This window comes from Sorangium sp. So ce448, assembly GCF_051520915.1.
Classification (GTDB): Bacteria; Myxococcota_A; Polyangia; order Polyangiales; family Polyangiaceae; genus Sorangium; species Sorangium cellulosum_B.
The window spans coordinates 9,342,074-9,362,543 of the sequence record NZ_CP150343.1 but is presented as its reverse complement, the minus strand read 5'-3'; the positions used below and the strand labels follow the sequence as shown (position 1 = coordinate 9,362,543).

Here is a 20,470-nt window from a genome sequence, read left to right as displayed (position 1 = left end):
GCTCGCGCATGAGCCCGTGGAAGCGCGCCCCCCTGCTGTCCGATCACCTCCCCGAGACGTGCACCGACGACCCCTCGGCGCTGGCCGCCTTCGTCGGCCCGCGAGAGCGAGCGCTCGAGGAGGGGATCTGGTCGCTGGGCGACGCCGACCTGCTCGCGATCGTGCTCGGCACAGGGCTGGTCGGCACCCCCGTGACGCTCGTCTCCGCCGCGCTCCTCTCGCGCTTCGCCGGGCTGGAGGGGCTCGCGCGGCTCGGCCCGCACGCGCTCGCCGAGCACCCCGGCCTCGGGCTCGCGAAGGCGCTCCGGATCGCCGCGTCGCTCGAGCTCGGGCGGCGCGCCTTCGAGCGCGCGGTGCGCCCGCGGCCTCCGGTCCGCACCTCGGCCTCGATCGCGGCGTGGTGCGCGGCGCAGCTCGGCCCGCTCGATCACGAGCAGATGTGGGTGATCTCGCTCGACGGCCGCAACGGGATGAGGGGAGCGCGCAGGGTCGCGCAGGGCGGGCTCCACGGCTGCTCCGTCACGGCCAGGGACATCCTTCGCGCCGCGCTCTCGGACGCGGCCTCGGCGCTCGTGCTCGTGCACAACCACCCGAGCGGCGACTCGGCGCCGTCGCCCGAGGACGTGGCCATGACCAACGCGGTCGCCGCCGCCGGCGAGGTGATCGGCGTGCCGCTCGTCGACCATGTCATCCTCGCGCCGGACGGGCACTACTCCTCGCTGCTCGATCTCGGGATGATCGCGCCCGGCGACGCGCCGCGCGGCGCCGCCCCGCCGAGCCGAGGCTAGGCGCGCTGGCTGACGAGGAGGCCGTGCCGCTCTCCGCCGGGCGCTCCGCCGGTGCCTGGCACGCTCGCGAACCGCAGCGTCGCGCCGCCCCAGTCGACCGAGGGGCTCCCCTTCAGCAGCGAGGTATAGAGCGCGTTCGCCTGCGTCATCGGGCAGCCGATCGCCTCGCGCACGAGCGTGAGCGACGCGCCCGTCGCGTAGCTGACCGGCGCCTGCCGGCCGTCCTCGCCGATCACCGTGACCTTGAAGACGTCATCCTCGGCGCGCGCGGCGCGGTCCGGATCGGTCAGCGCCAGGTGCAGCGCCTCGATCGCGCCGCTCCCGGGGCCATTGTTCGGGGAGTCGAGGGTCACGTGGAGCTCGAGGAGCGGCGCCGTGTAGCGGACGATCTGCCGCGCCGCCGCGCCCTCCGCCGTCGCGGGCGCCGCGCGCGCCTCGCGGCGCCTGAGCTGCGCCTCGATGACGAGCGCCGACCGCGCGAGCTCGCGCTCCGTCTTGCCGAGCAGCCGGCGCGCGCGCATCTCGGCGAGCGCGCGCTGCAGCACCTCGCGGTTCCTCGCCGCCTGCTCGTGGCTCCGCTCGCGCGCGAGCAGCGCCTCGAGCTCGCCCAGCGCTCGCGCGTGCTCCCCGATCGACGCGAGCGCGTCCGCGAGCGTGAGCCGGGCGTCGGCGAACGAGGGCGCGCGCCTCACCGCCTCGCGGTAGGCCGCGATGGCCGGCGCGATCTCCCGCCGCGCCTCGTGCGCGAGCCCGAGCGCGAAGGCCGCGCGCGCGTCCTCCGGCGCCGCCTCGCACGCGCGCGCGAGCCAGCGCGCCGCCTCGTCGTAGAGCCGCAGATCGTACAGCACGACCCCGAGCTCGCGCAGCGCCCGTGGATCGGGCGGCTCGATCGCCGCGCCCCGCCGGAGCTCCGCGGCCGCCTCGTCGAGCCGGCCGAGGCGGACCAGGGCGCGGGCGTAGGCGAGGCGCGCCTCGATTTCCTCCTCCCCTCCACCGGGTTCCACCGCACGCGCGAGCGCCCTCGCCGCGTCCGCCCAGCGCTCTTCCGCCGCGTACGCGGCCCCGAGCGCGAGCCACGCCCCCGCGTCGTCCGGCGCGCCCGCGACGTGCCCCTCGAGCCCGGCGATCCCGCCCACCATGTCTCCGCGGCTCAGCAGATCGAGCGCGCGCGCTCGCTGCGCTCCGGACGACGTCATGGCGGCAGCGTACGCCGGCGCGGCGGCGCGGGTCGAGCGCCCGAGCGGGCGGGGCCTCACCCGCGCCTCCGGCCTCAGTAGCCCTGCGGGAGATCGCCCGCCAGGCACGAGACGGTGTTCGGCGCCGCGCGCGACGACCACTTGGCGCCGGTCGGCACCTCGCCGTCGAAGCGCACGCCCTCGTGTGGATCCCACGACGGCGTCTCGCCCGGGCGCAGCGAGTGCGTCCCGCTCTGGTAGAACGCGATGATGTACGTATGCCCCGCGACGCGGCAGCCGAGCCGCCTCGCGAGCGCCTGCGCGAAGGACCGGCCGGTGTGGCCGAAGGCGCTGCAGCAGCGGAGCCACACGAGGGCGTCCGGCCCCGCGAGCTCGGCCCTCAGCGCGTCGAGCGCGTCATCAAGCGGCGAGCCGGGCCGGAGCGCGGCCTCGTCGAGCCGCGTCGCGCCCATGCGCATGTACCCCCAGCCGCCGTGCCCCCAGGCCTGCAGCGACGCGATCTTCCGGCCGCGCTCCCGCGCCGCGCGCGCCGCCCAGCCGAGCGCCTCGGCCCAGCTCGCGGCGGACTGCCACGCGTCGGCCGCGCCCGTCATGCGGTGCAGCAGCGCGCCGGCGCGCCAGATCGGCGTGAGCCCGATCGTCGCGCCCACGGCCTCGCCCAGGACCTCGAGGTCCCCGGTCTCGGCGGAACCGGCGGAGTCCGCCGCAGCTGGGTGCGCGCGCGCCGCCGCGCCATCGCGACGCTTCGCGCCGTTTGCCCGCCGCGCGCTACCCAACCCGACGTCGGTGTTATCGAAGAGGACGAGCCGCATACAACCCCCCATTCTACGCGCTCCGAATGTACCGCCGCTCGTAACCGCGGCCACGCGGTCGATTCCCCACCCGCCCCCCGAGCGCCTCCCGACGCCGCTCCTCCTCGCGCCGCCGCGCCGCGCCGCGCCGCACGCGCCGTACGCCAGCGAGCACGCCCCGGGCGCGGCGAGGGCGCGATGGACGGGAGGAGGTCGTCCGTCGACGTCCGCCACCGTCCGCCGACGTATGGTTCGCGGTGGGCGCAATCGGTAGTGATTTCCTCCCGCGCCCTCGGTTAGCCTGCCCGAACCGATGGGCCTGTCCGAAAACATCAGGTTTTATGCGGCGACCGACGTCGGCCGCATGCGGGACCACAACGAGGACAACTACCTCGTCGACAAGAAGCTCGCGCTCTTCGTGGTCGCCGACGGGATGGGCGGGCACGCCGCAGGCGAGGTCGCGAGCGCGCTCGCCGTCCGCATCATCCACGAGGAGCTGAAGAAGGAGCGGGACCTCATCGAGAACCAGGCGCGCAGCAACGTGCGGCGCGCCGCGATGAAGGAGGTCCTCAGCCTGCTCGAGCACGCCGTCCAGCGCGCGTGCGCCCGGATCCACGAGGAAGCGAAGGCCGACACGACGAAGCGCGGCATGGGCACGACGCTCTCCGCGCTCCTCATCGCCGGCTCGCACGGCTACATCGCGCACGTCGGCGACAGCCGCATCTACCTCCTCCGCGAGGGCCGCATCCAGCAGGTCACCGAGGACCACACCGTCTACAACGAGCTCATCAAGCGCGGGAAGCTCACGCGCGATCAGATCGAGAAGGTCGCGCAGAAGAACGCGATCACCCGCGCCGTCGGCGTGTACGAGCGCGTCGAGGTCGACACGCTCACGATCGAGGTGCTCCCGGGCGACCAGTTCCTCCTCGCGTCGGACGGGCTCCACGGGTACATCGCGCACACCGCGGAGCTCGAGCCGTTCTTCGAGGAGGAGAACGGCGAGGTCGCGGCGAACGGCCTCATCGATCTCGCGAACAGGAAGGGCGGCAAGGACAACATCACCGCGATCCTCGTCCGGCTCGGCCAGGGCGACCACCGCGACAGCGTCCGCGCCAGGCTGCTCGCCCTGAAGCGCGACGTGCTCGCGAAGATGCCGCTCTTCGCGCGCCTGCAGGAGCGCGAGATGCTCCGGGTCATGCAGGTCGCCGAGGTGCTCTCGTTCGAGCCCGGCCAGATCGTGGTGCGCGAGGGCGATCGCGGCGACGAGCTCTTCATCGTGCTCTCGGGCCTCGTCCGGATCATCCGCGGCGAATCGGTGCTGAGCGAGGTCGGCCCGGGCGAGCACTTCGGCGAGATGGCCCTCATCCGCAGCATGCCGCGCTCGGCCACCGTCTCGGCCGTGGAGCAGAGCGAGCTCATCGCCGTCCGGCGCGCCGATTTCTTCGAGATCCTCCGCAAGGAGCACGAGCTCGCCGTGAAGCTGCTCTGGCAGTTCCTGGGGGTGCTCGCCGACCGGCTCGACCAGACGTCGCGCGACCTGAGCACCGCCCGCGAGGAGCTCGCCGCGGAGGACATCACGAGCGAGATCTTCCCCGACAGCGAGGAGGGGAAGAGCCCGTTCGCCTCCGAGGAGCGCTCCCTGGCGCGCTGAGCGGCGCCCCCGCGGCCAGGGCCGCGCGGAACGGAGCAGAACGGAGCGGATTGCTGCGGCGGGAGCGGCGGGGCGGGACCGCGCGAGCCGGGCGAGCGATTCGCGGATTGACACCCTCCTGCCCCGGCCGGTAGCGTCCGTCCGACGGATAACCATGAGCATGCACGGCAGAAGGTACTGCGAAGGCCATCTCGCTCGCGTCGCCATCAATGTGGCTGGGGGCTCGGCGTTCGCGTCGCTCGCGGCCCTAGCGGCGGCTCTCCTCGCGGCGTCCCCCGCGGCCGCCGACGAGCCGCGGAGCGCCACCGAGCCGCGGCTCATGATGGAGACCGGCGAGGTCACGAGCGTCGTCGACGCCTTCGACGAAGGCGACACCTTTGATCTGAACTTCAGCTTCGGCTTCGAGTACGCGACGAAGAGCGCGAAGATCCGGCGCGAGACGAGCATCGCCGGGCCGGGGCTGTCGTCGGGCGGCTACACGTCGAACCTGCTCAACGTGGCGACCTACAACGAGGCGACCTCGAAGCTCAACTTGCGCCTCGACGTCGGCCTCTACCGGGACCTGGCGCTCTACCTCAGGATGCCGCTCATCCTGAACCACGCGCGCGAGCTCACCGATCTCAACGGCAGCGCCGGGGCGGAGGCGCAGGCCGTCGCGCTCGCGGGGGCCCCCGGGGAGCAGCTGTTCCAGTTGCCCTTCACGTCGCCGAACCGGAGCGGCATCGAGTACCTCGCCGTCGGCCTCGACGTGAACATCATGAACCAGGCGCGCGACCGGACGAAGCCGACCTGGCTGTTCGGGGTCGAGGGGCGCTTCCCCGTGAGCGAGCCGATGCACGCCTGCACCGAGTCGCCGAAGAGCGGCCAGGTGAAGTGCGCCGATCCGACGGACGTCAACCGGAACAACAGCAGCGACAGCGAGTTCGAGGGGCAGCGGGTCGCCCAGCGCGACCCCGGCGTGTCGCGCGGCACCATCGGCCTCGAGGTCCACACGTACCTGTCGAAGCGGATCAAGTACGTCGAGCCGTACGGCGGGTTCAAGGCGCTGTTCGAGTTCCAGCAGGAGTCGAGCGACTACGGCCTCACCGACCTGAAGACGTCGCTGGTGAACCACCCGCCGCTCGTCGGCAGCGTGATGCTCGGCGTGATGATCGTCCCCTGGGAGAACCGCGAGAAGTACACCGGGCTCACGCTCGATCTGCGCTTCACGGGCGAGTACCACTCCGAGGGGCGCGACTACTCGGAGCTGTTCGACGCGCTGGGCTCGAGCGACGCGAGCTCGCTGCGCCAGCCGCAGTGGGCGGCGTTCCGCGACAACGACGCGTACGACCCGGACCTGTGCAGGACGGGCGACGCGAGGGCCTGCTCGCCGTCGATCGTCGACGAGGGCTCGCAGCGGACGTACTTCACGGGGCTCAGCGACGTGCAGCCGTACGGCTCGTACCGCGCCTCGGCGAGCGTGACGTGGCGGGCGGCCGAGCTCGTGAAGTTCCAGATCGGCGCGGGCTTCCGCCACGACGGGGGGCACGGCATCGGCGGCGACCAGCCGTGCAACTCCCAGTTCAAGGACAGCCTCGGGGCGGCAGGGCCTTGCCGCCGGCAGGACGCGGACGGGCGCCTCACCGTCACCGGCAGCCCGAACCCCAACTACCGCCCGACCATCAACGCGGTCGGCCGCCGCTTCTACGTCAACGACAGCAACACGTTCGACCTCTTCGCGAGCGGCACGTTCATGTTCTGATCGACGCCCCGAGCGGCGTGGCCACCGCGGCGAGCGCCGCCGTTGGCCGAAGCAGCAACCCCATGATCGACCCCTGGCACCTCCGCGGTGGCGCGGGCGCCCTGGCGCTCGCCGCGGTGCTCGCCGCGGCGCTGCCAGCGTCGGCTCAGCCCGAAGGCGCGGCGTTGCCCGGGCCGACTCCGCCTGTGGACGCGGCGTCACCCGCGCGCTCCGGAGGAGACGAGCGACCGTCGCCGTCGCCGCGACCCGATCGGCCGTCGAGATCGGCCGTGGTGCTCGCGACCGCCGTCGCGCTCGAGGCCGAGGAGCGCGCCGCGCCGCTCGCCAGCGCGCTCGACGCGCTCCTGTCGGACACGGCGCAGGACCTCGGCCTGTCGGTGGATCTGGCGGGCCGCGTCGCCTCGCGATCGCGCCCCGACGAGGCCGAGCTCATCGAGCGCGCGCGATCCGGCGACGAGCTCTTCATCGCGCCGAGCCTCGAGCTGCGCGGCGACGAGGTGGAGCTCAGGCTCGCCGTTGCGTCCGGCGGATCGAGGTCGCTGCGGGTGCGGGTCGAGCGCGTCGCGCGGGACGATCTCGCGGTGCGCGCCGCGGTGATGCTCCGCGACCTCCTGGCCGAGCTCGACGCCGGCGCCGCCGCGGACCCTGCGTCGGCCCGCGAGGCGCCGTGCCCCGAGCGTTGCCGCGGGCGCCTCGCCACGCCGGCGCGCAGCATGGGGAAGGCGACGCTCGCGGCCAACGCGACGCTCTACGGAGGCCTCGTGGGCTTCTCGATCCAGCGATCGAGCGGCTCGGACGATCCGCGCCTGCTCTACCCGCTCCTGGCGGTCGGCGCCGGCATCGGGCTCGGCGGCGCGATCATCATCGCGGAGGAGTGGGACGTCGGCGTGGCCGACGCGTGGTACCTCGGGTCAGGCACGTGGTGGCCGACGATCGCGGGGCACCTGATCTACCAGGGCCGCTTCGCGCAGCACGCGGCGGATCCGGCCCAGGAGCGCTGGGCGTCCGGGCTGATCGGCGGGACCGCCGGGATCACGCTGGCGGCGCTCGGGCTCTCGCTGGGCCGGATGTCCGAGGGCGGCGCGCTGATGGCGCAGTCGGGCGGCGGGCTGGGGCTCATGCTGGGCGGGCTCGTCGAGTGGGCGGGGCGGGGCGACGTGCAGCGGACGCCGATCGCTGGGATGGGCTACGGCGCGGCGCTCGGCTGGCTGGCGGCGGCCGCGGCGGCCACGCAGCTCGACGTCACGCCGTCGGAGATCCTGGCGATCGACGTGGGCGCGATGCTCGGCGGGCTGGGCGCCGCCGCGCTGGCCAGCCCGCTCGTGTTCGAGTCCCCGACCGAGGTGCAGCAGCGGGCCTGGGTCGGCGCCACGGCGGCGGGCTTCCTGCTCGGGGCGGGCGTCGCGTGGCATGTGACCCGCCCTGCCGGCGCCGGAGCCCGCAGCGCGAGCTCCTCGTGGAACCGGTACGGCCTGCCCATGCTGGGAGTGATAGGAGAGAGCGTGGTCGGGAGCCGGCGAGCGCCCGCGCTCGGCCTCGGGTGGCAGGGGGCGATTCCGTAGGAGCTATGAAGATCACGATCACCGAGCTGGATGCAGGGACGCGCCTCGACAAGCTGCTCGTGCAGCTTCTCCCCGGGCTGGGGCGTGCGGGCGCGAAGCGGCTGTTCTCCGAGGGGCGCGTGCGCGTCCTCGGCGTGGGGAAGAGCGGCGCTGGTCGGCGCGCGTCGAAGGGCGACGTGGCCGCGGCCGGCGAGGTGCTGGAGGTCGACGTCGAGCCGACGGAGGCCTCCGGCGCGGCGACGCCGGATCCTTCCGCGCCGCTCGACGTGGTGCTCGAGCGCGACGACCTGGTTGTGGTGAACAAGCCCGCCGGGGTGCCGACGGCGCCGCTCCATCCGGGCGAGCGCGGGACGGTCGCGAACGCGCTCGTGGCGCGGTACCCCGAGATGGCGGGCATCGGCTTCTCTCCGCGGGAGCCCGGGCTGTGCCACAGGCTGGACACGGACACGAGCGGCCTCGTGCTCGCGGCGCGCACGGCCGCGGCGTTTACGGCGCTCGGCGCCGGGCTGAAGGAGGGGCGGCTCGACAAGCGCTACCTGCTGATCTGCCAGATCGGCGATCTTCCCGAGATGGGCTCGATCGAGGTGCCGCTCGCGCCGCACCCGAAGGACAAGAAGCGGGTCTACCCGTGCATCCACCCGCGCGACGTGGCGCGATATGCCCCGAGGCCGGCCGCGACGATGTACAAGCGCGTGCGGCAGGTGGGGCTCTGGGAGCTCGTCGAGGCGCGGGCCCCGCGGGCGCTGCGGCACCAGATCCGGGCGCACTTCGCGTCGGTGGGGCACCCGCTGGCCGGCGACGTGCTCTACGGCGGGCCCGCGGTGGAGGGGCTGAGCCGCCACGCGCTGCACGCGCACTACATCGGGTGGGGCGGCAGCGACGCGGTGCCCGCGTTCGTTGTGACGTCGCCGCTGCCCGCGGACATGGCGGCGCTGGTCGGCGAGGCCTGAGCCGCGCGCCGCATCGCGCTGCGTCGCATCAGCGCGCGCGCGCCTCGACGACATGGCCGTCGACGTCGCGCGCCCGCGCCGTGATCTGGAGGTCGTCGGCCGACGCCGTCCCGCCGAGGTCGCTGAAGCGGAACGCGATCACGTATGCCGCGGACTGCGCGTTGAACTTCGCCGGCTCGATCCGGATGCCTCCGAGGCTCTGTTCGTCGATGGTCGTGGCGTCTCCATCCCCTGTATATTTGCGGTTCCACTCCTCGTAGTTGAACACGCGCTCCTCGAGGACCTCCCCGGTCGACCGGCTGGACGTCGCGACCGCGAGCTCGACGAGGCCCGGGGAGATGCCTGGCAGGGTGGCCTCGACCTCGACCGAGACGCTCGACGTGGAGTCCTCGTCGGTGCGGCGCACGGAGAGCGCCGGGGGCAGCCCGCCCGGCGTCGGGAGGAAGCGGAGCGGGTGCGCGCAGTACGCCTTCTCGTGCCCTCCCTCGCGGATCTCGAAGTGCAGGTGGGGGAACAGGCTGCTGGCGGCGAGCCCGGTATAGCCGATGTGCTGACCGCGCCCGACCTGATCGCCGGTCTCGACGAGCGGCATCGTCAGGTGGATATAGTTGCTGTAGAGGCACGCGCCCGGCGGATCGCAGTGCTCGATCTGCACAACGACGTCCTCGAAATCCTCGTAGCGGCCTGCGCGTATCACCTTTCCGTCGGCGACCGCGTACACCGGGGTGCCCATGACGGTGGGGATATCGATGCCGCGGTGAAAGTCATAGACGCCATCGCGCGAGGTCTGCAGGCGGGGACCGAAGCTCGACGACATCGGCTGGATCTCGTCCGTCCCCCCGATCGGCCACACGAGGTCTGGGCCTTCAGGCTCGGAGCCGCAGCCGGAAGCGAGCGCGGAGAGGGCCAGCACGGGCGCGAGAGACGATGGCTTCATGGTGGCGAGTCCGTGGCGCGGGCTCCGCGCAGGTGGCGAGTCCACGACGCAGCGCCCACACGCAGGCTATCGAAGCAGCGCGCGGAAGTCGAGGTCAGGGGTGCTGTGATGGATCCATGCGGCGCCGCCATCGACGCCGCTCGATTCTCCGCCCGCGGAGCAGCCTTTCCGCGCTGCACGCGTGTACGATGGTGCGATGTCGCCGCGCGCGCGCCGAGCGAGGTGTCCTCTCCAGGCCGCGCCGATCCTCGCGGCCTGCGCGGTCGCTCCGGCCGTGCTGGCGCCGCGCAGCGCTTCCGCGCAGCAGCCGGCGGACGCGGCGCCCGGGCGCGCCCCGCCCCGGTCTGCCTGGCCGAGCGACCCGTCCGGCGCCGGCGGCGCGGGCGGGGAGCCAGCGCGCCGCGGCCCGGAGACGCCCTATTTCCCCGTCAACCTGTCGCTCATTTTCCCGCTGAGCACCAACGCCACGGCGCCCGATCTCGCCACCCACCTCGATCTCGCGCTCCTGCTGGGGCGCGTCGGGTTCGTGGACGGCGCCCAGGTCGGCCTGTTCTCGTGGACGTCGGGGGATCTGCGCGGGGTCCAGCTCGGGGTCGCGAGCGTCGTCTCGGGGCGCGCCGAGGGGCTGCAGCTCGCGGGCGGCTTCGCCTTCGCGGACGCCCCGCTCGCGGGGGTGCAGCTCGCGGGGCTCTTCGGCTGGGCGAGCACGACGGTCACCGGCGCGCAGATCGCCGGCGTCGCCAACCAGACGTACGCCGACGTCGACGGCCTGCAGGCGGCCGGCGCCGTCAACGTCGCTCGCGGGCAGGTGACGGGCGTGCAGGCGGCCGGCGTCAACATCGGCCGCGTCGACGGGCTCCAGATCGGCGCCATCAACGTCTCGCAGGAGCAGCGCGGGCTCCAGATCGGCATCATCAACGTGGCCCGCAAGATCGACGGCCTCCAGATCGGCGTCATCAACGTGACCGACAACCTCGAGGGGGAGTCGCTCGGCCTCATCCCGCTGCCGCGCGAGGGGGGCGTCCGGCTCGCGCTCTGGGGGAGCACCGGCCTGCACGGCAACGTCGGCCTCAAGTTCTCGAGCCGGTACGCCTATACGATCCTGAGCTTCGGGCTCCACAGCGAGCCGCGCGCGCCGGACGTGCCGAACGGCGACGACGGGCGCCCGGCGGAGCGCGAGCCCCTGTACGCCGTGGGCCTCGCGATGGGCTCGCGCCTGCCGCTCGACGTCGAGGACCTCTCGCTGAGCGCCGACGTCGGCGCTTACCACCGCGGCCCGTTGCAGGGGTCTCTCCCCGGGCGAAACGAGGTGCTGAAGGCGCGTGTCTCGGCCTCGTATGCGCTTGCGGAGCGCCTCTCGCCGTTCGTCTGCGCCGGCGGCTACATGACGTTGCGGGGCGTGGGCGCGCTCGAGGTCGGCGGCGGGCCCGAGCTCTGCCTCGGCGTCGAGCTCGGCCTGCTCGACGCCGCTCGGCGTGTTCGCGCGCCCGCCGCGCCGGCCGCCCTCGCGGGCCGCGGCGGCGCGCTCAGGGCGTCGCCGGGGCCAGCGCGTACGACCGGTGCGTCATCGTCACGCCGAGGCTCTTGAGCGCCGGATCCGTGGCGGTGCAACGCACGAAGCTCCAGTCGTTCGGCGTGGCGAACGCGGACCCGAGGGAGCTGTCGGCGACGGTGCCCTCCCACTCGATGAGCGACACGTCGTCGAGGAACGAGGTGGCCTCGCCGCTCGCCGGTACACCCGCCCTGAAATAGAACCGGACCGAGCCCGCGTTCGACGGCGGGGTCAGGTCGACGGTGAACGGCTGCCAGCCGTAGGTGCCTGCCGCGCGCGTGAACACGACGCTGTTCGACACGCTGGTCCCGCCGCTCGTGTACCAGTAGACCTGCACACGCATCTGGCCGGCGTTGTTTCCCTTCATGTAGCCGGTCAGCGTCAGCTTGCGGCCAGGCTCGAACTTGACGCGGTTGTTCATGTAGGTCGAGACCTCGGAGGTGCTGCTCGACTTGCGCAGGAACACCATCGCGCCGGTCCCGCCGTGGACGACGCTGTTCTCGATGTAGCGGTATTCGCTCATCGACCACATCGAGCCTTCGTGGGAGGTGTCGTCGACGTCGCCGTCCTCGAAGTCGCCGTAGAGCATGATCTCCCGGCCGTAATCGCAGCTCGCTGCCGCCGTCGTCCGGACGGCGGCGAGCGAGTCCGCCGGGTTCGAGCGCAGGTGCGCGAGGGGGCCTGTGTGGCGGCTCGTGAGCGGCACGGTCCGCGTCTCGACGGCATCGCTCGTCGTGTACTGCGAGGGGCTGCTCGCCGCGGCGGCCCGCGGGCCGCTCGCAAACACGACCGCCCCGGTCAGGCCGTCCGCCGCCTCGCCGGGCGCGGGGGCCGCCGGCAGCGTCGTGGAGAGGTGGCCGATGTGGCGGATCGCCCGGCCGAGCCAGGCGCCGCCCACGAGCTTCGGGACGTAGTCCTCGTTCTGGAACGGGATGAGCTGCACGCGGTGCACAGCGCGATTGCCGCTCGCGTCCTCGTCGATGTCGATGGCGGCGAGGTACGACTGGTACGTCTCGAAGACGTCCTGATCGAAGACCATGTTGCCGAGCGACATGAAGATATAGCGAGGGCCGGCGCCGGCGTTGTACAGCCCGATGCCGTGGATCGTGTGCGGGTGGTGCGCCACGACCATGCCGGCGCCCTTCTGGACGAGCTGGGTGAACCGCCGCCGCATGCCGGACGACGGATAGTCGCTGTACTCGATGCCTCCGTGAAGCACCGGGATGGCGAAGCGCCCGACCGCGTCCTCCGCCATGAAGTCGCTGATCTCCGTGAGGCTGAGCTCGAGCGCGCCGGCCTTGGGAGGAGGCCCGTCGGAGGCGGTGAGCGTGTACTCCGGGAGCGTCGTCCCGTCGTTGACGAGCTGGTTGAACCCCTGGAAGGCCACGTCGACGCCGCGGAGCGTCCGGTAGAGCACGGTGCCCTTCGCCATCGTCTCGTCGAGCCCCGCGCCGAACCAGTCGAGGCCGGCGTTCGGGACGGCGATGAGCGTGTCGGCGACGCCTGCCCCCAGGTAATCGAACATGTGGTTGTTGCCGAGGCTCACGGCGTCGACGCCGGAGAGCGCGAGCGCCCTGACCGTCTCGGGGTAGGAGAAGAACGTGAACGACTTGTAAGGGTGGGGCGTCTGCGGGTTGGCCGTGACGGGGCACTCCAGGTTGACCTGGGTGTAGTCGGCCGACGAGAGGACGTCGCGCAGGAACGAGAGGATGGCGCTCGCGTCGGCTTGCCGTGTCGCGGGGCGGATCAGATCGCCCACCTCTCCCTCGACGCCGTCCTCGTCGCTGTCGATGAAGCGCCGACCGAACATCGTGTCGCCCCCCACGAGGATCCGGGCGCGGCCCGCGCGCTGCTCCGTCAGCACGACGCGGCCGACCCCGGCGGCCGCCTCGGCGAGCGGCAGGTGCAGATCGGCAGGGACGATTTCGCTGTAGTACCCGTCGACCTCGACGCGCAGCAGGACCGAGCGCCGCGCGAGCGCCGCCAGCGTGAACGCGCCCGCGCCGTCGGTGAACGCGATCTCGCCGTGGTTGACCGCGCCGCTCCCCCAGCCGATGGCCGTCACCTCCGCCCCCGCGATCGGCGACCCTGCCTCGTCGACGACGACGCCGGTCACGTCGATGGGGGCCGCCGTGTAGGTCGCGTCGTACGCGGCCTCCGTGGCGTCGAACTGGTACGCCGCCAGCGCGTCGCCCGCGGCGAGCCAGGCGCAGGCCGCAGCACACACGGACAGCGGCGTGGAGGTGATGACGCGGACAAGGGGTCTTTCTGCCATGTTCGCTCCCGATCGGTTGGGGCCTGTTCGAGGGCAGATGACCTCACAGGCATGGTGGGCGCCAGAGCTCCTTCAGGGCCGGTTCAACACGTGCATCGACACATGTAAATATGCCGTGTGACCAAACTCCGAGGTGACCAAGGCCGACGATGGGGTCGCGAGCGTCGACTGGCCGCCCAGCCCTCGCTGGAGAGGCCGCGAAAGCGCCGACCCATGCACGATTCGATCCGTTTCAGCGATGGCGCTGGAGACAAAGACGATTATCTCGAAACTATCATGCTTCGATCATCGCTCGCTATACGCTCGAGTGGCGCAGCCTTCGATTTATCGTTCTGACGAGGTGTTCCTGCACGTGAAGGCGTGTGCATGGATGGTGCGCTGTGGCGATGCGCGCCTGTGTCGCATAGGGGCGTACTGCCCTCGGCGCGCTACCCGACCAGCGCCGAGCCCTTGGCGAGCTGCGCGCGGCTGATCACGGCCAGGAGATCCGTTTGGGTCACGATGCCGCGCAGGCGCATCTTGGCGTCGACGATCAGCGCTTCGTGCACGCGCCCGCGGGAGAGGAGCTGGAAGAGCTCGTTGATCGGCGTGTCCTCGCCGGCGGTCTCGAAGTAGATGGACGGCAGGTCGCGCACGGTGGCCTCGGGCATGGCCGACGCGATCGAGACGTCGATCGCGCCGTGCACGACGCCTCGCTCGTCGACCACCGGCAGGACGCGCAGGGCGCGCTCGCGGAGGCGGCGGAGCGCGAGGGCGCTCGGATCGTCGGGGTGAATCGTGACCAGATCGCGCGACATGATCTCGCCGCAGGTGACGCCTCCGCGCAGGCGCCGGTGCGCCTCCTCTTCGACGTGCCGGACGAGGGCGATCAGATCGTCGCGCTCGACGTCGAGCGGCGTACCGAGGCGCTCGAGGGCGGCGTCGATGTCGCCCGGCGAAAAGCCGACGCGGAGCTCTGGCGGCGCATCGGCGGTGCCGTGGGGCGAGGCCGGCAAGGTCACCACGTGCGGGTAGCTGCGGCGCACCAGGTTGTTGAACACGAGCCCCGCTGCCACGAGCAGCAGGGAGTTGATGGCGACCGGCACGAGCGCGAAGTGATAGCCCAGGCTCGTCACGGCCGGCCCGCCGATGACCGCCGTGAGCGCCACCGCGCCCGCGGGCGGGTGCAAGCACCGGAGCAGGCTCGTGACGGCGATGGTGACCGCGACCGCGACGGCGCCGGCGCACAGCGGATCGGGGATGGCGCGGGCCGCCGTGACGCCGATCACGGCCGCCAGCACGTTGCCGCCGAGCACGGACCAGGGCTGGGCGAGCGGGCTGGCGGGGACCCCGAACACGAGCACGGTCGAAGCCCCGATCGGCGCTATCAGGAGCGGAGCGTGCGCGGAGGGGCCGATGCAAGCGTGCATCACGACCCCGGTGGCCAGCAGCCCGAGCAAGCCCCCGGCAGCAGCGTAGATCCGCTCGCTGACGAGCAGCGGCGTGCGCATGGGCTGGAACCGCGTAAGAAAGCTCGAGCCCGCAACTCCGAAGCTCATCGCGCGGCCATATATCGAGATGTTCGCGCGCTGTCTACGAGCGCTTACGAACGCTCACGAACTCTGGTGAGCGGCTCGCGGATCGCGAAAGCGTGTCGGGACGGGGGCTGACCCGGCGCTACGCGGCAGCGGAGACCGCCTTCTTGCGGGGGCGCGGCGCGCGGGTCGCCCCGGCCGCGCCGGCGCCGGACGGCTTCGTCGGCGTGGCGCTCGCGGGCGGGGTGGACACGGCGCGGACCAGCGCGGCGGCGATGGCCGCCGTCATCCTCGCGGTCGGCAGGCGCGGCGTGAACGCGAGCACGCGCTCGCCGGGGCGCCGGCCGCGCGAGGACCGGCCGCTCTTCGCGAGCCCCTCGACGGCGTGCTCGCACGGCGAGCCGGGGGCGACGCGCAGCAGGACCTCGGGCAGCCCGATGGCGCCGCCGGCGCCGGGCGCGTAGACGACGCCGACCTCGATCCCGACGAAGCCGGGGAGCGCCGCGCGCGGCGAGAGGCCGAGCCGGAGCTCGTCGGCGTCGGGGCTGCCGTCCGGGATGCGGAGGCGGCCGACGACGCGGAGCTCCTGCGCCGCGCCCGCGGCGCCGGCGGGCGCCTTCCGCAGGCGCCGCACGCGCCGCACGACGTCGCGCAGGAACGCGACCGGCCGCGCCGCCGGATCGGCGGGGAGCTCGGCGAGCCGGCCGGTGCAGAAGATCGCGAGCAGCGCCGTCGCGTCGAGCGCCAGCAGGTGGGCGTGGTACGGCGAGGCGGCCGCCACGGCGTGGACGCCCGCGCCGAGCCCGGCGAGCAGCGCGACGAGCAGCGCCTTGCCGGCGCGCGTCGAGACGTCGAGGTAGACGCCGCGCGTCCGCGGCGGCTCGCGGAACGCCTCGGCCTCCGCGATGGGGAGCCACTTGCCAGGGCGCCGCAAGGTCGCGGCGGCGCGCTCGGGGCGGGGCGTGCGGTGCGCGGCGAGCGCGGTCGCCGCGGCCACGAGCGCGGCGCCCGGCGTGCCGTCCCTGAGCAGGAGCTCCAGGGCGACGCCGGCGACGAGCGCGAGCCCCGCGAGCGCGGCGCGCGGCGCGAGCGGGATCGGGACGAGGGGCCGCGGCAGGGCGCCCGCGGCGCGCGCGAGGCGCTCGTGCTCGCGCGCCTTGAGCGCGACGAGGGCGCTGTAGAGCGCGAAGAGGACCACGCCCGCGGCCACGTAGAGGGTGCGGCTGCGATCGGGGCTGCCGGTCGCGGCGTCCGAGATGCGGCCGAGCGTGTCGGCCCCGGGCTTCGCCGCGGCGGGCTCGGGCTGGAAGGCGCGCGCGTCGGCGCGGATGGCCCACCGGATCGGCTCGGCCTTGGGGGCGTACGGGCGGAGCAGCTCCAGCTCGTCCTTGTCGAGCGCGCGGCGGAGCGTGGAGAGCGTCGTCGGCGCCGGGAGCGCGTCGGGGGACGCCTCCTCGCCCGCGTCGCCGGCGCGCGCCTCGTCGACGCGCGGCTCGTCGGGCGCGGCCGGGAGCGCGACGGTGAGCCGCGCCGAGTCGTAGCCGTCGTCCCAGACGGGGCCGCTCCAGGAGACGCGGGAGCTCGGGCCGTCCTGCCGGATGAGCCCGCGCTTCATGAGGTCCGTGCGGTAGCGGAAGAAGAGCACGAACACCCCGCGGCTCAGCCCCTTGCCGTCGAAGCGGGCCCGCATCGCCGCCGGGCGGCGCGTGCCGTCCTCGCGCGGCCGGGGGTCGGGGGGCAGGAGCTCGATCGCGACCGGCGTCGCGGACGCGAGCGAGCCCGCCTCCGCGGCTTTCAAGGGCACGGCGTAGCTGCCCTGATCGAGCTGGGCGTCCGGGTCGACGCCCTGGATGTCGAGCCCGCGGAGCGGCCCGCCCGAGATCTTCAGCGTGACCTTGTGCTCGACCGTCGCGGCGCCGGCCCGGTCGATCGACAGGCGCACGTCGTCTCCGGCGATGTGCACCTCGACCCACGCGCGCGCGGGGAGGGCGAACGCGATCGACAGGAGCGCCGCCAGGAACGGGAGCAGCAGCGCCGGCCCGGGGCGGCGGGCGATGCGAGAGGGCATGGTGCAGGAGTCCCACGTCGCCGCGCGCGGGGCCAAGTTCCAGGGACGCCGCCGGCCGTCCCGCGCGGCCGCCGCGCGGCGAAAGCTTCGCCGCCGGCCGCCTTTCCCGTGGCAGGCGCCGCGCTCACCGCGCCGGGCCGGCGTCGCGCGCGGGCAGGCCAGTCCACCCACCAGGAGTCCGGCCAGGGATCCGGAGCGAGATTTCAACGCAAAGGCGCAAAGACGCGAAGACGCAAAAAAGAATAAATCTCGTGCAGTTTTGCGCCTTTGCGGCTTGGCGCCTTTGCGTTGAAATCTCTCTTCGCTCGCGGGATGGATCCCTGGCAGGATTTCCGACCCACGGTACTGGGGCCGGGCAAGCGAGGGCGTCGATCAGAAGACGACGCCGAGCGAGAGCGACCCCATGAGCTTGATCTTCCCCGCCTTCTCGTAGAAGGAATACTGGTAGGGGCCTGCGGTGATCGTCACGGGATCGGCGAGCGCCACGCCGATCCCGAAGCCTCCTGACATGGCGAATCCGCCGTCTCGGCTGAGCACGTTCGTGCTCCCCACCATGCCGCCAAGGACGACGCTGCTCACATCGCCGCGGCCCTCGAGCCGCCCGGAAGGGGTGATGACCGCCTCGAACGACTCGTAGCCGAGGCGTCCTTTGACCCAGAAGCCCCGCAGCGCCTTGCCTTCGACGTAGACACCGACGTCGGCCGCGAGCGCGTAGCCGGTCGTGTCGAGCGACGCGTCCTCGAGCGAGCCCCAGATCCACGACGGCGCGATCCCGATGGTGAGCGGCCCGATGATCGCGACCTCGCCCTCGAAGGTCATCTTTCCGAACAGGAGATCCAGGGCGTTGTAGCGGACCGACCAGCGGCAGCAGGTGGACTCGGGGGGCTTCGGGGGCGGCGGGGGCCCGGCCGGCAGGGCGTAGCCCGGACCATAGCCGGGCTGCTGTTGAGGATAACCTTGCTGGGGGTATCCCTGCTGAGGGTAACCTTGCTGGGGGTAGCCCTGCTGAGGATATCCCTGCTGCTGAGGGTAGCCTTGCTGAGGATACCCCTGCTGCTGAGGATAGCCTTGCTGAGGATAGCCTTGCTGAGGATATCCCTGCTGCTGAGGATACCCTTGTTGCTGAGGGTAACCTCGCTGAGGGTAACCCTGCTGCTGAGGGTAACCCTGCTGAGGATACCCTTGCTGCTGAGGGTAACCCTGCTGAGGATACCCTTGCTGCTGAGGGTAACCCTGCTGAGGAGGGTAACCCTGCTGGGGATACCCTTGCTGCTGAGGAGTTCCGGACGGCGCCTGGGCAGCTCCGCCGGGCTGCGCCTGGCCCTGCGGGATCGGCTGAGCGTTCTGTTGCGCTGTCGCCGCTGGAGCGAGGAGGAGCGCGCCGAGGCCGAGAAGGAGGCCGCAAGCTGCCGGGCGGAGAGCTGCCCTGGAGGAGGGCGCGCGCGCGGGGCCCAGACCCGTGGTGAAAGCGCAATCCATGGCGGTGGACTGTACCGAATCCCGAGCACGCCGGCTACACGCGCGCCGCGAACCGTCGCCGCGCTCGCGCGCGCGATCTCCAGCCTGTAATCTCCGTCCCGATGCCAGTCCCCGAAGTCGTCGCCGTCACAGAACTCGCGCCCGGAAGCGCCGCCTCGGCCGTGCCGGCGGTCTCGACGCCGCGCGATGCGATCGGCGCCGAGACACCCCCGGCCGAGCTCGATCGCGCGCTGTCCGAGCTGGGCGACGCCGCGCTCGGGTTCGCTCGCATGCCGGTCCTCGAGAAGGCCTCCCTGCTCCGCGCGTCGCTCCCGGGCCTGCTCGCCGCCGCGCGCGCCGAGGTCGAGGCGTCGTGCGCCGACCGGGGGCTCGATCCCGGCTCGGCGGCGAGCGGCGAGGCGTGGCTCGCGGGGCCTTGCGTCACGCTCTCGCAGGTGCGCCGCCTGGCCGAGGCGCTCGAGGACATCGCCGCGCGCGGGCGCCCCCGCCTCGGCAGCGGGGCGGTGCGCGCCCGCGCGGACGGCCGGATCGAGGTGGAGGTGTTCCCGACGCGCCTGAAGGACACCGCCCTGCACGGGCCCCTCCGCGCGCGCGTGCTGATGCAGCCCGGGGCGACGCGCGAGAGCGTCCGGGAAGAGCAGGCGCGCTTCTACCAGCAGCGCGACCCCGAAGGGGGCGTCGCGCTGGTGCTCGGCGCGGGCGACGTCGCCGGCGTCCCCCTCCGGGATGCGCTGCACAAGCTCTTCGTCGAGGGGCGCGTCGTGGCGCTCGCGATGAGCCCGCGGAGCGCGCCCCTCGGCGCGCTGGTCGAGCGCGCCCTCGCGCCGCTCGTAGCGCGCGGGCTCCTCCGCTTCGTCTACGGCGGCGCCGAGTCGGGCGCCTACCTCGCGGCCCACCCCGCCGTCTCGGAGGTCCACGTCACCGGCCCGGCGGGCGCGCACGACGCGCTCGTCTGGGGGCCGCCGGGCCCGGCGCAGGCGCGCCGGCGGGCCTCGGGAGAGCGGCTGCTCGACAAGCCCATCTCCTCCACGCTCGGCGGCGCCAGCCCGGTCCTCGTGATGCCGTGGCTCTACGGCGGCGACGAGCTCTGGTTCCAGGCGAGGTGCCTCGCGAGCCAGGTCGTGAGCGGCGCGTCGCACGGCGGTCACGCCGCGAGCGTCCTCGTGCTGCCCAGGGGCTTCGCGCAGCGGCCGCTGCTCTTCCGGATGCTGCGCCGCGCGCTCACCGCCGTGCCGCCGCGGCGCGCCGCCCACCCGGAGACCGAGGCGCGGTACGCCGACCTCACGGCCGGGCGCGCGCCGATCGAGCCCGAGCGCCTCGAGGCCTCCGCCGACGTGCCGCTGCCGCGCGGGGTCGCGCGCATCGGCGCGCCGGGGCCGGGCGAGCTCCCCTGGACGCTGATCGCCGGGCTCGACGCGTCGGACGCCGCCGAGCCGCTGTTCTCGACCGAGCCGCTCGGCGGCGTGCTCTCCGTCGTCGAGGTCGGCTCGAGCGATCCGGTCGAGTTCCTGGAGGCGGCGACCCGCTTCTGCAACGACCGGCTCCGGGGCAGCCTTGGCGCGACGATCGTTGTGCACCCGATGAGCGAGGAGGACCCCGCCGTCGGGGCCGCGCTCGACCGCGCGCTGCTCGATCTTCGGTACGGCGTGATCGCGGTGAACCAGGCGCCCGCCGCCGCGCACGCGGCCGTCGTCCCGCCCTGGGGGGGCCACCCGGGCTCGACTCTCGCCGACATCCGGGGCGGGCTCGGCTTCGTGCACAACACGGCGATGCTCGCGCAGGTCGAGAAGACCCTCCTGCGCGCGCCGCTCACCGCCTTCCCGCGGCCGCCCCGCTTCTACGATCACCGGCGCTCCCACGTTGTCGGGGAGCGGCTCGCGGCCTGCGCCGCGGATCCAGGGTGGGGGAGCGTCGCGCGCGTCGTGGCGGCCGCGCTGCGGGGCTGACCCGGCGTCGCGCCCCCACC

At 73.3% G+C, this 20,470-nt stretch carries 15 protein-coding genes; 8 read left to right on the top strand and 7 right to left on the bottom strand.

What is annotated here, in order from left to right; genetic code table 11:
• The first annotated feature begins 8 nt into the window (after nucleotides 1–8).
• Entirely contained in the window at nucleotides 9–788 is a 780-nt protein-coding gene (gene radC, locus WMF45_RS35525; protein ID WP_437709929.1) for a RadC family protein, read from the top strand.
• On the opposite strand, the gene WMF45_RS35520 is transcribed toward radC, so the two are convergent.
• Both WMF45_RS35520 and WMF45_RS35515 read right to left on the bottom strand, forming a co-directional pair.
• A complete protein-coding gene (locus WMF45_RS35520) occupies nucleotides 785–1,984 on the bottom strand; it encodes a tetratricopeptide repeat protein (RefSeq protein WP_437709927.1) in 1,200 nt (399 codons plus the stop codon). The genes radC and WMF45_RS35520 overlap by 4 nt on opposite strands.
• A gap of 74 nt (nucleotides 1,985–2,058) precedes the next feature.
• The gene (locus WMF45_RS35515; protein ID WP_437709925.1) at nucleotides 2,059–2,796 is read right to left on the bottom strand and encodes a hypothetical protein; all 738 of its coding nucleotides are present in this window, start codon (nucleotides 2,794–2,796) and stop codon (nucleotides 2,059–2,061) included.
• A gap of 292 nt (nucleotides 2,797–3,088) precedes the next feature.
• Between WMF45_RS35515 and WMF45_RS35510 the strand changes: the two genes are divergently transcribed.
• The 4 genes from WMF45_RS35510 to WMF45_RS35495 all read left to right on the top strand — a co-directional run bounded on the left by WMF45_RS35510 (nucleotide 3,089) and on the right by WMF45_RS35495 (nucleotide 8,679).
• Entirely contained in the window at nucleotides 3,089–4,426 is a 1,338-nt protein-coding gene (locus tag WMF45_RS35510; RefSeq protein WP_437709923.1) for a Stp1/IreP family PP2C-type Ser/Thr phosphatase, read from the top strand.
• A 160-nt stretch (nucleotides 4,427–4,586) separates the two neighbouring features.
• Nucleotides 4,587–6,167 carry a hypothetical protein gene (locus WMF45_RS35505; RefSeq protein WP_437709921.1) on the top strand — a complete coding sequence of 527 codons (1,581 nt, stop codon included), beginning with the start codon at nucleotides 4,587–4,589 and terminating at the stop codon, nucleotides 6,165–6,167.
• A gap of 62 nt (nucleotides 6,168–6,229) precedes the next feature.
• Nucleotides 6,230–7,729, top strand: a complete 1,500-nt coding sequence (locus tag WMF45_RS35500; protein WP_437709919.1) for a hypothetical protein — start codon at nucleotides 6,230–6,232, stop codon at nucleotides 7,727–7,729.
• Nucleotides 7,730–7,734: 5 nt separating this feature from the next.
• Nucleotides 7,735–8,679 (top strand): RluA family pseudouridine synthase, encoded by a 945-nt coding sequence (locus WMF45_RS35495; protein ID WP_437709917.1) that lies wholly within the window; start codon nucleotides 7,735–7,737, stop codon nucleotides 8,677–8,679.
• Between the two features lie 28 nt (nucleotides 8,680–8,707).
• On the opposite strand, the gene WMF45_RS35490 is transcribed toward WMF45_RS35495, so the two are convergent.
• Nucleotides 8,708–9,616 (bottom strand): M23 family metallopeptidase, encoded by a 909-nt coding sequence (locus tag WMF45_RS35490; protein ID WP_437709915.1) that lies wholly within the window; start codon nucleotides 9,614–9,616, stop codon nucleotides 8,708–8,710.
• A gap of 196 nt (nucleotides 9,617–9,812) precedes the next feature.
• On the opposite strand from WMF45_RS35490, the gene WMF45_RS35485 reads away from it, so the two are divergent.
• The gene (locus tag WMF45_RS35485; protein ID WP_437709913.1) at nucleotides 9,813–11,204 is read left to right on the top strand and encodes an LA_2272 family surface repeat-containing protein; all 1,392 of its coding nucleotides are present in this window, start codon (nucleotides 9,813–9,815) and stop codon (nucleotides 11,202–11,204) included.
• On the opposite strand, the gene WMF45_RS35480 is transcribed toward WMF45_RS35485, so the two are convergent.
• From WMF45_RS35480 to WMF45_RS35465, 4 genes are all read right to left on the bottom strand, one after another.
• Entirely contained in the window at nucleotides 11,143–13,443 is a 2,301-nt protein-coding gene (locus tag WMF45_RS35480; RefSeq protein ID WP_437709911.1) for a CapA family protein, read from the bottom strand. The genes WMF45_RS35485 and WMF45_RS35480 overlap by 62 nt on opposite strands.
• A gap of 428 nt (nucleotides 13,444–13,871) precedes the next feature.
• Nucleotides 13,872–14,981 (bottom strand): HPP family protein, encoded by a 1,110-nt coding sequence (locus WMF45_RS35475; protein ID WP_437709909.1) that lies wholly within the window; start codon nucleotides 14,979–14,981, stop codon nucleotides 13,872–13,874.
• Nucleotides 14,982–15,099: 118 nt separating this feature from the next.
• The gene (locus WMF45_RS35470) at nucleotides 15,100–17,025 is read right to left on the bottom strand and encodes a hypothetical protein (protein ID WP_437709907.1); all 1,926 of its coding nucleotides are present in this window, start codon (nucleotides 17,023–17,025) and stop codon (nucleotides 15,100–15,102) included.
• A 372-nt stretch (nucleotides 17,026–17,397) separates the two neighbouring features.
• The gene (locus WMF45_RS35465) at nucleotides 17,398–17,844 is read right to left on the bottom strand and encodes a hypothetical protein (RefSeq protein WP_437709906.1); all 447 of its coding nucleotides are present in this window, start codon (nucleotides 17,842–17,844) and stop codon (nucleotides 17,398–17,400) included.
• Between the two features lie 126 nt (nucleotides 17,845–17,970).
• Between WMF45_RS35465 and WMF45_RS35460 the strand changes: the two genes are divergently transcribed.
• Nucleotides 17,971–18,594, top strand: coding sequence for a hypothetical protein (locus WMF45_RS35460; protein ID WP_437709904.1), 624 nt, complete (start codon nucleotides 17,971–17,973; stop codon nucleotides 18,592–18,594).
• 11 nt (nucleotides 18,595–18,605) lie between these two features.
• Nucleotides 18,606–20,450: a hypothetical protein gene (locus WMF45_RS35455; RefSeq protein WP_437709902.1), complete on the top strand. Its 1,845-nt coding sequence runs from the start codon at nucleotides 18,606–18,608 to the stop codon at nucleotides 20,448–20,450.
• Nucleotides 20,451–20,470: the final 20 nt, after the last annotated feature.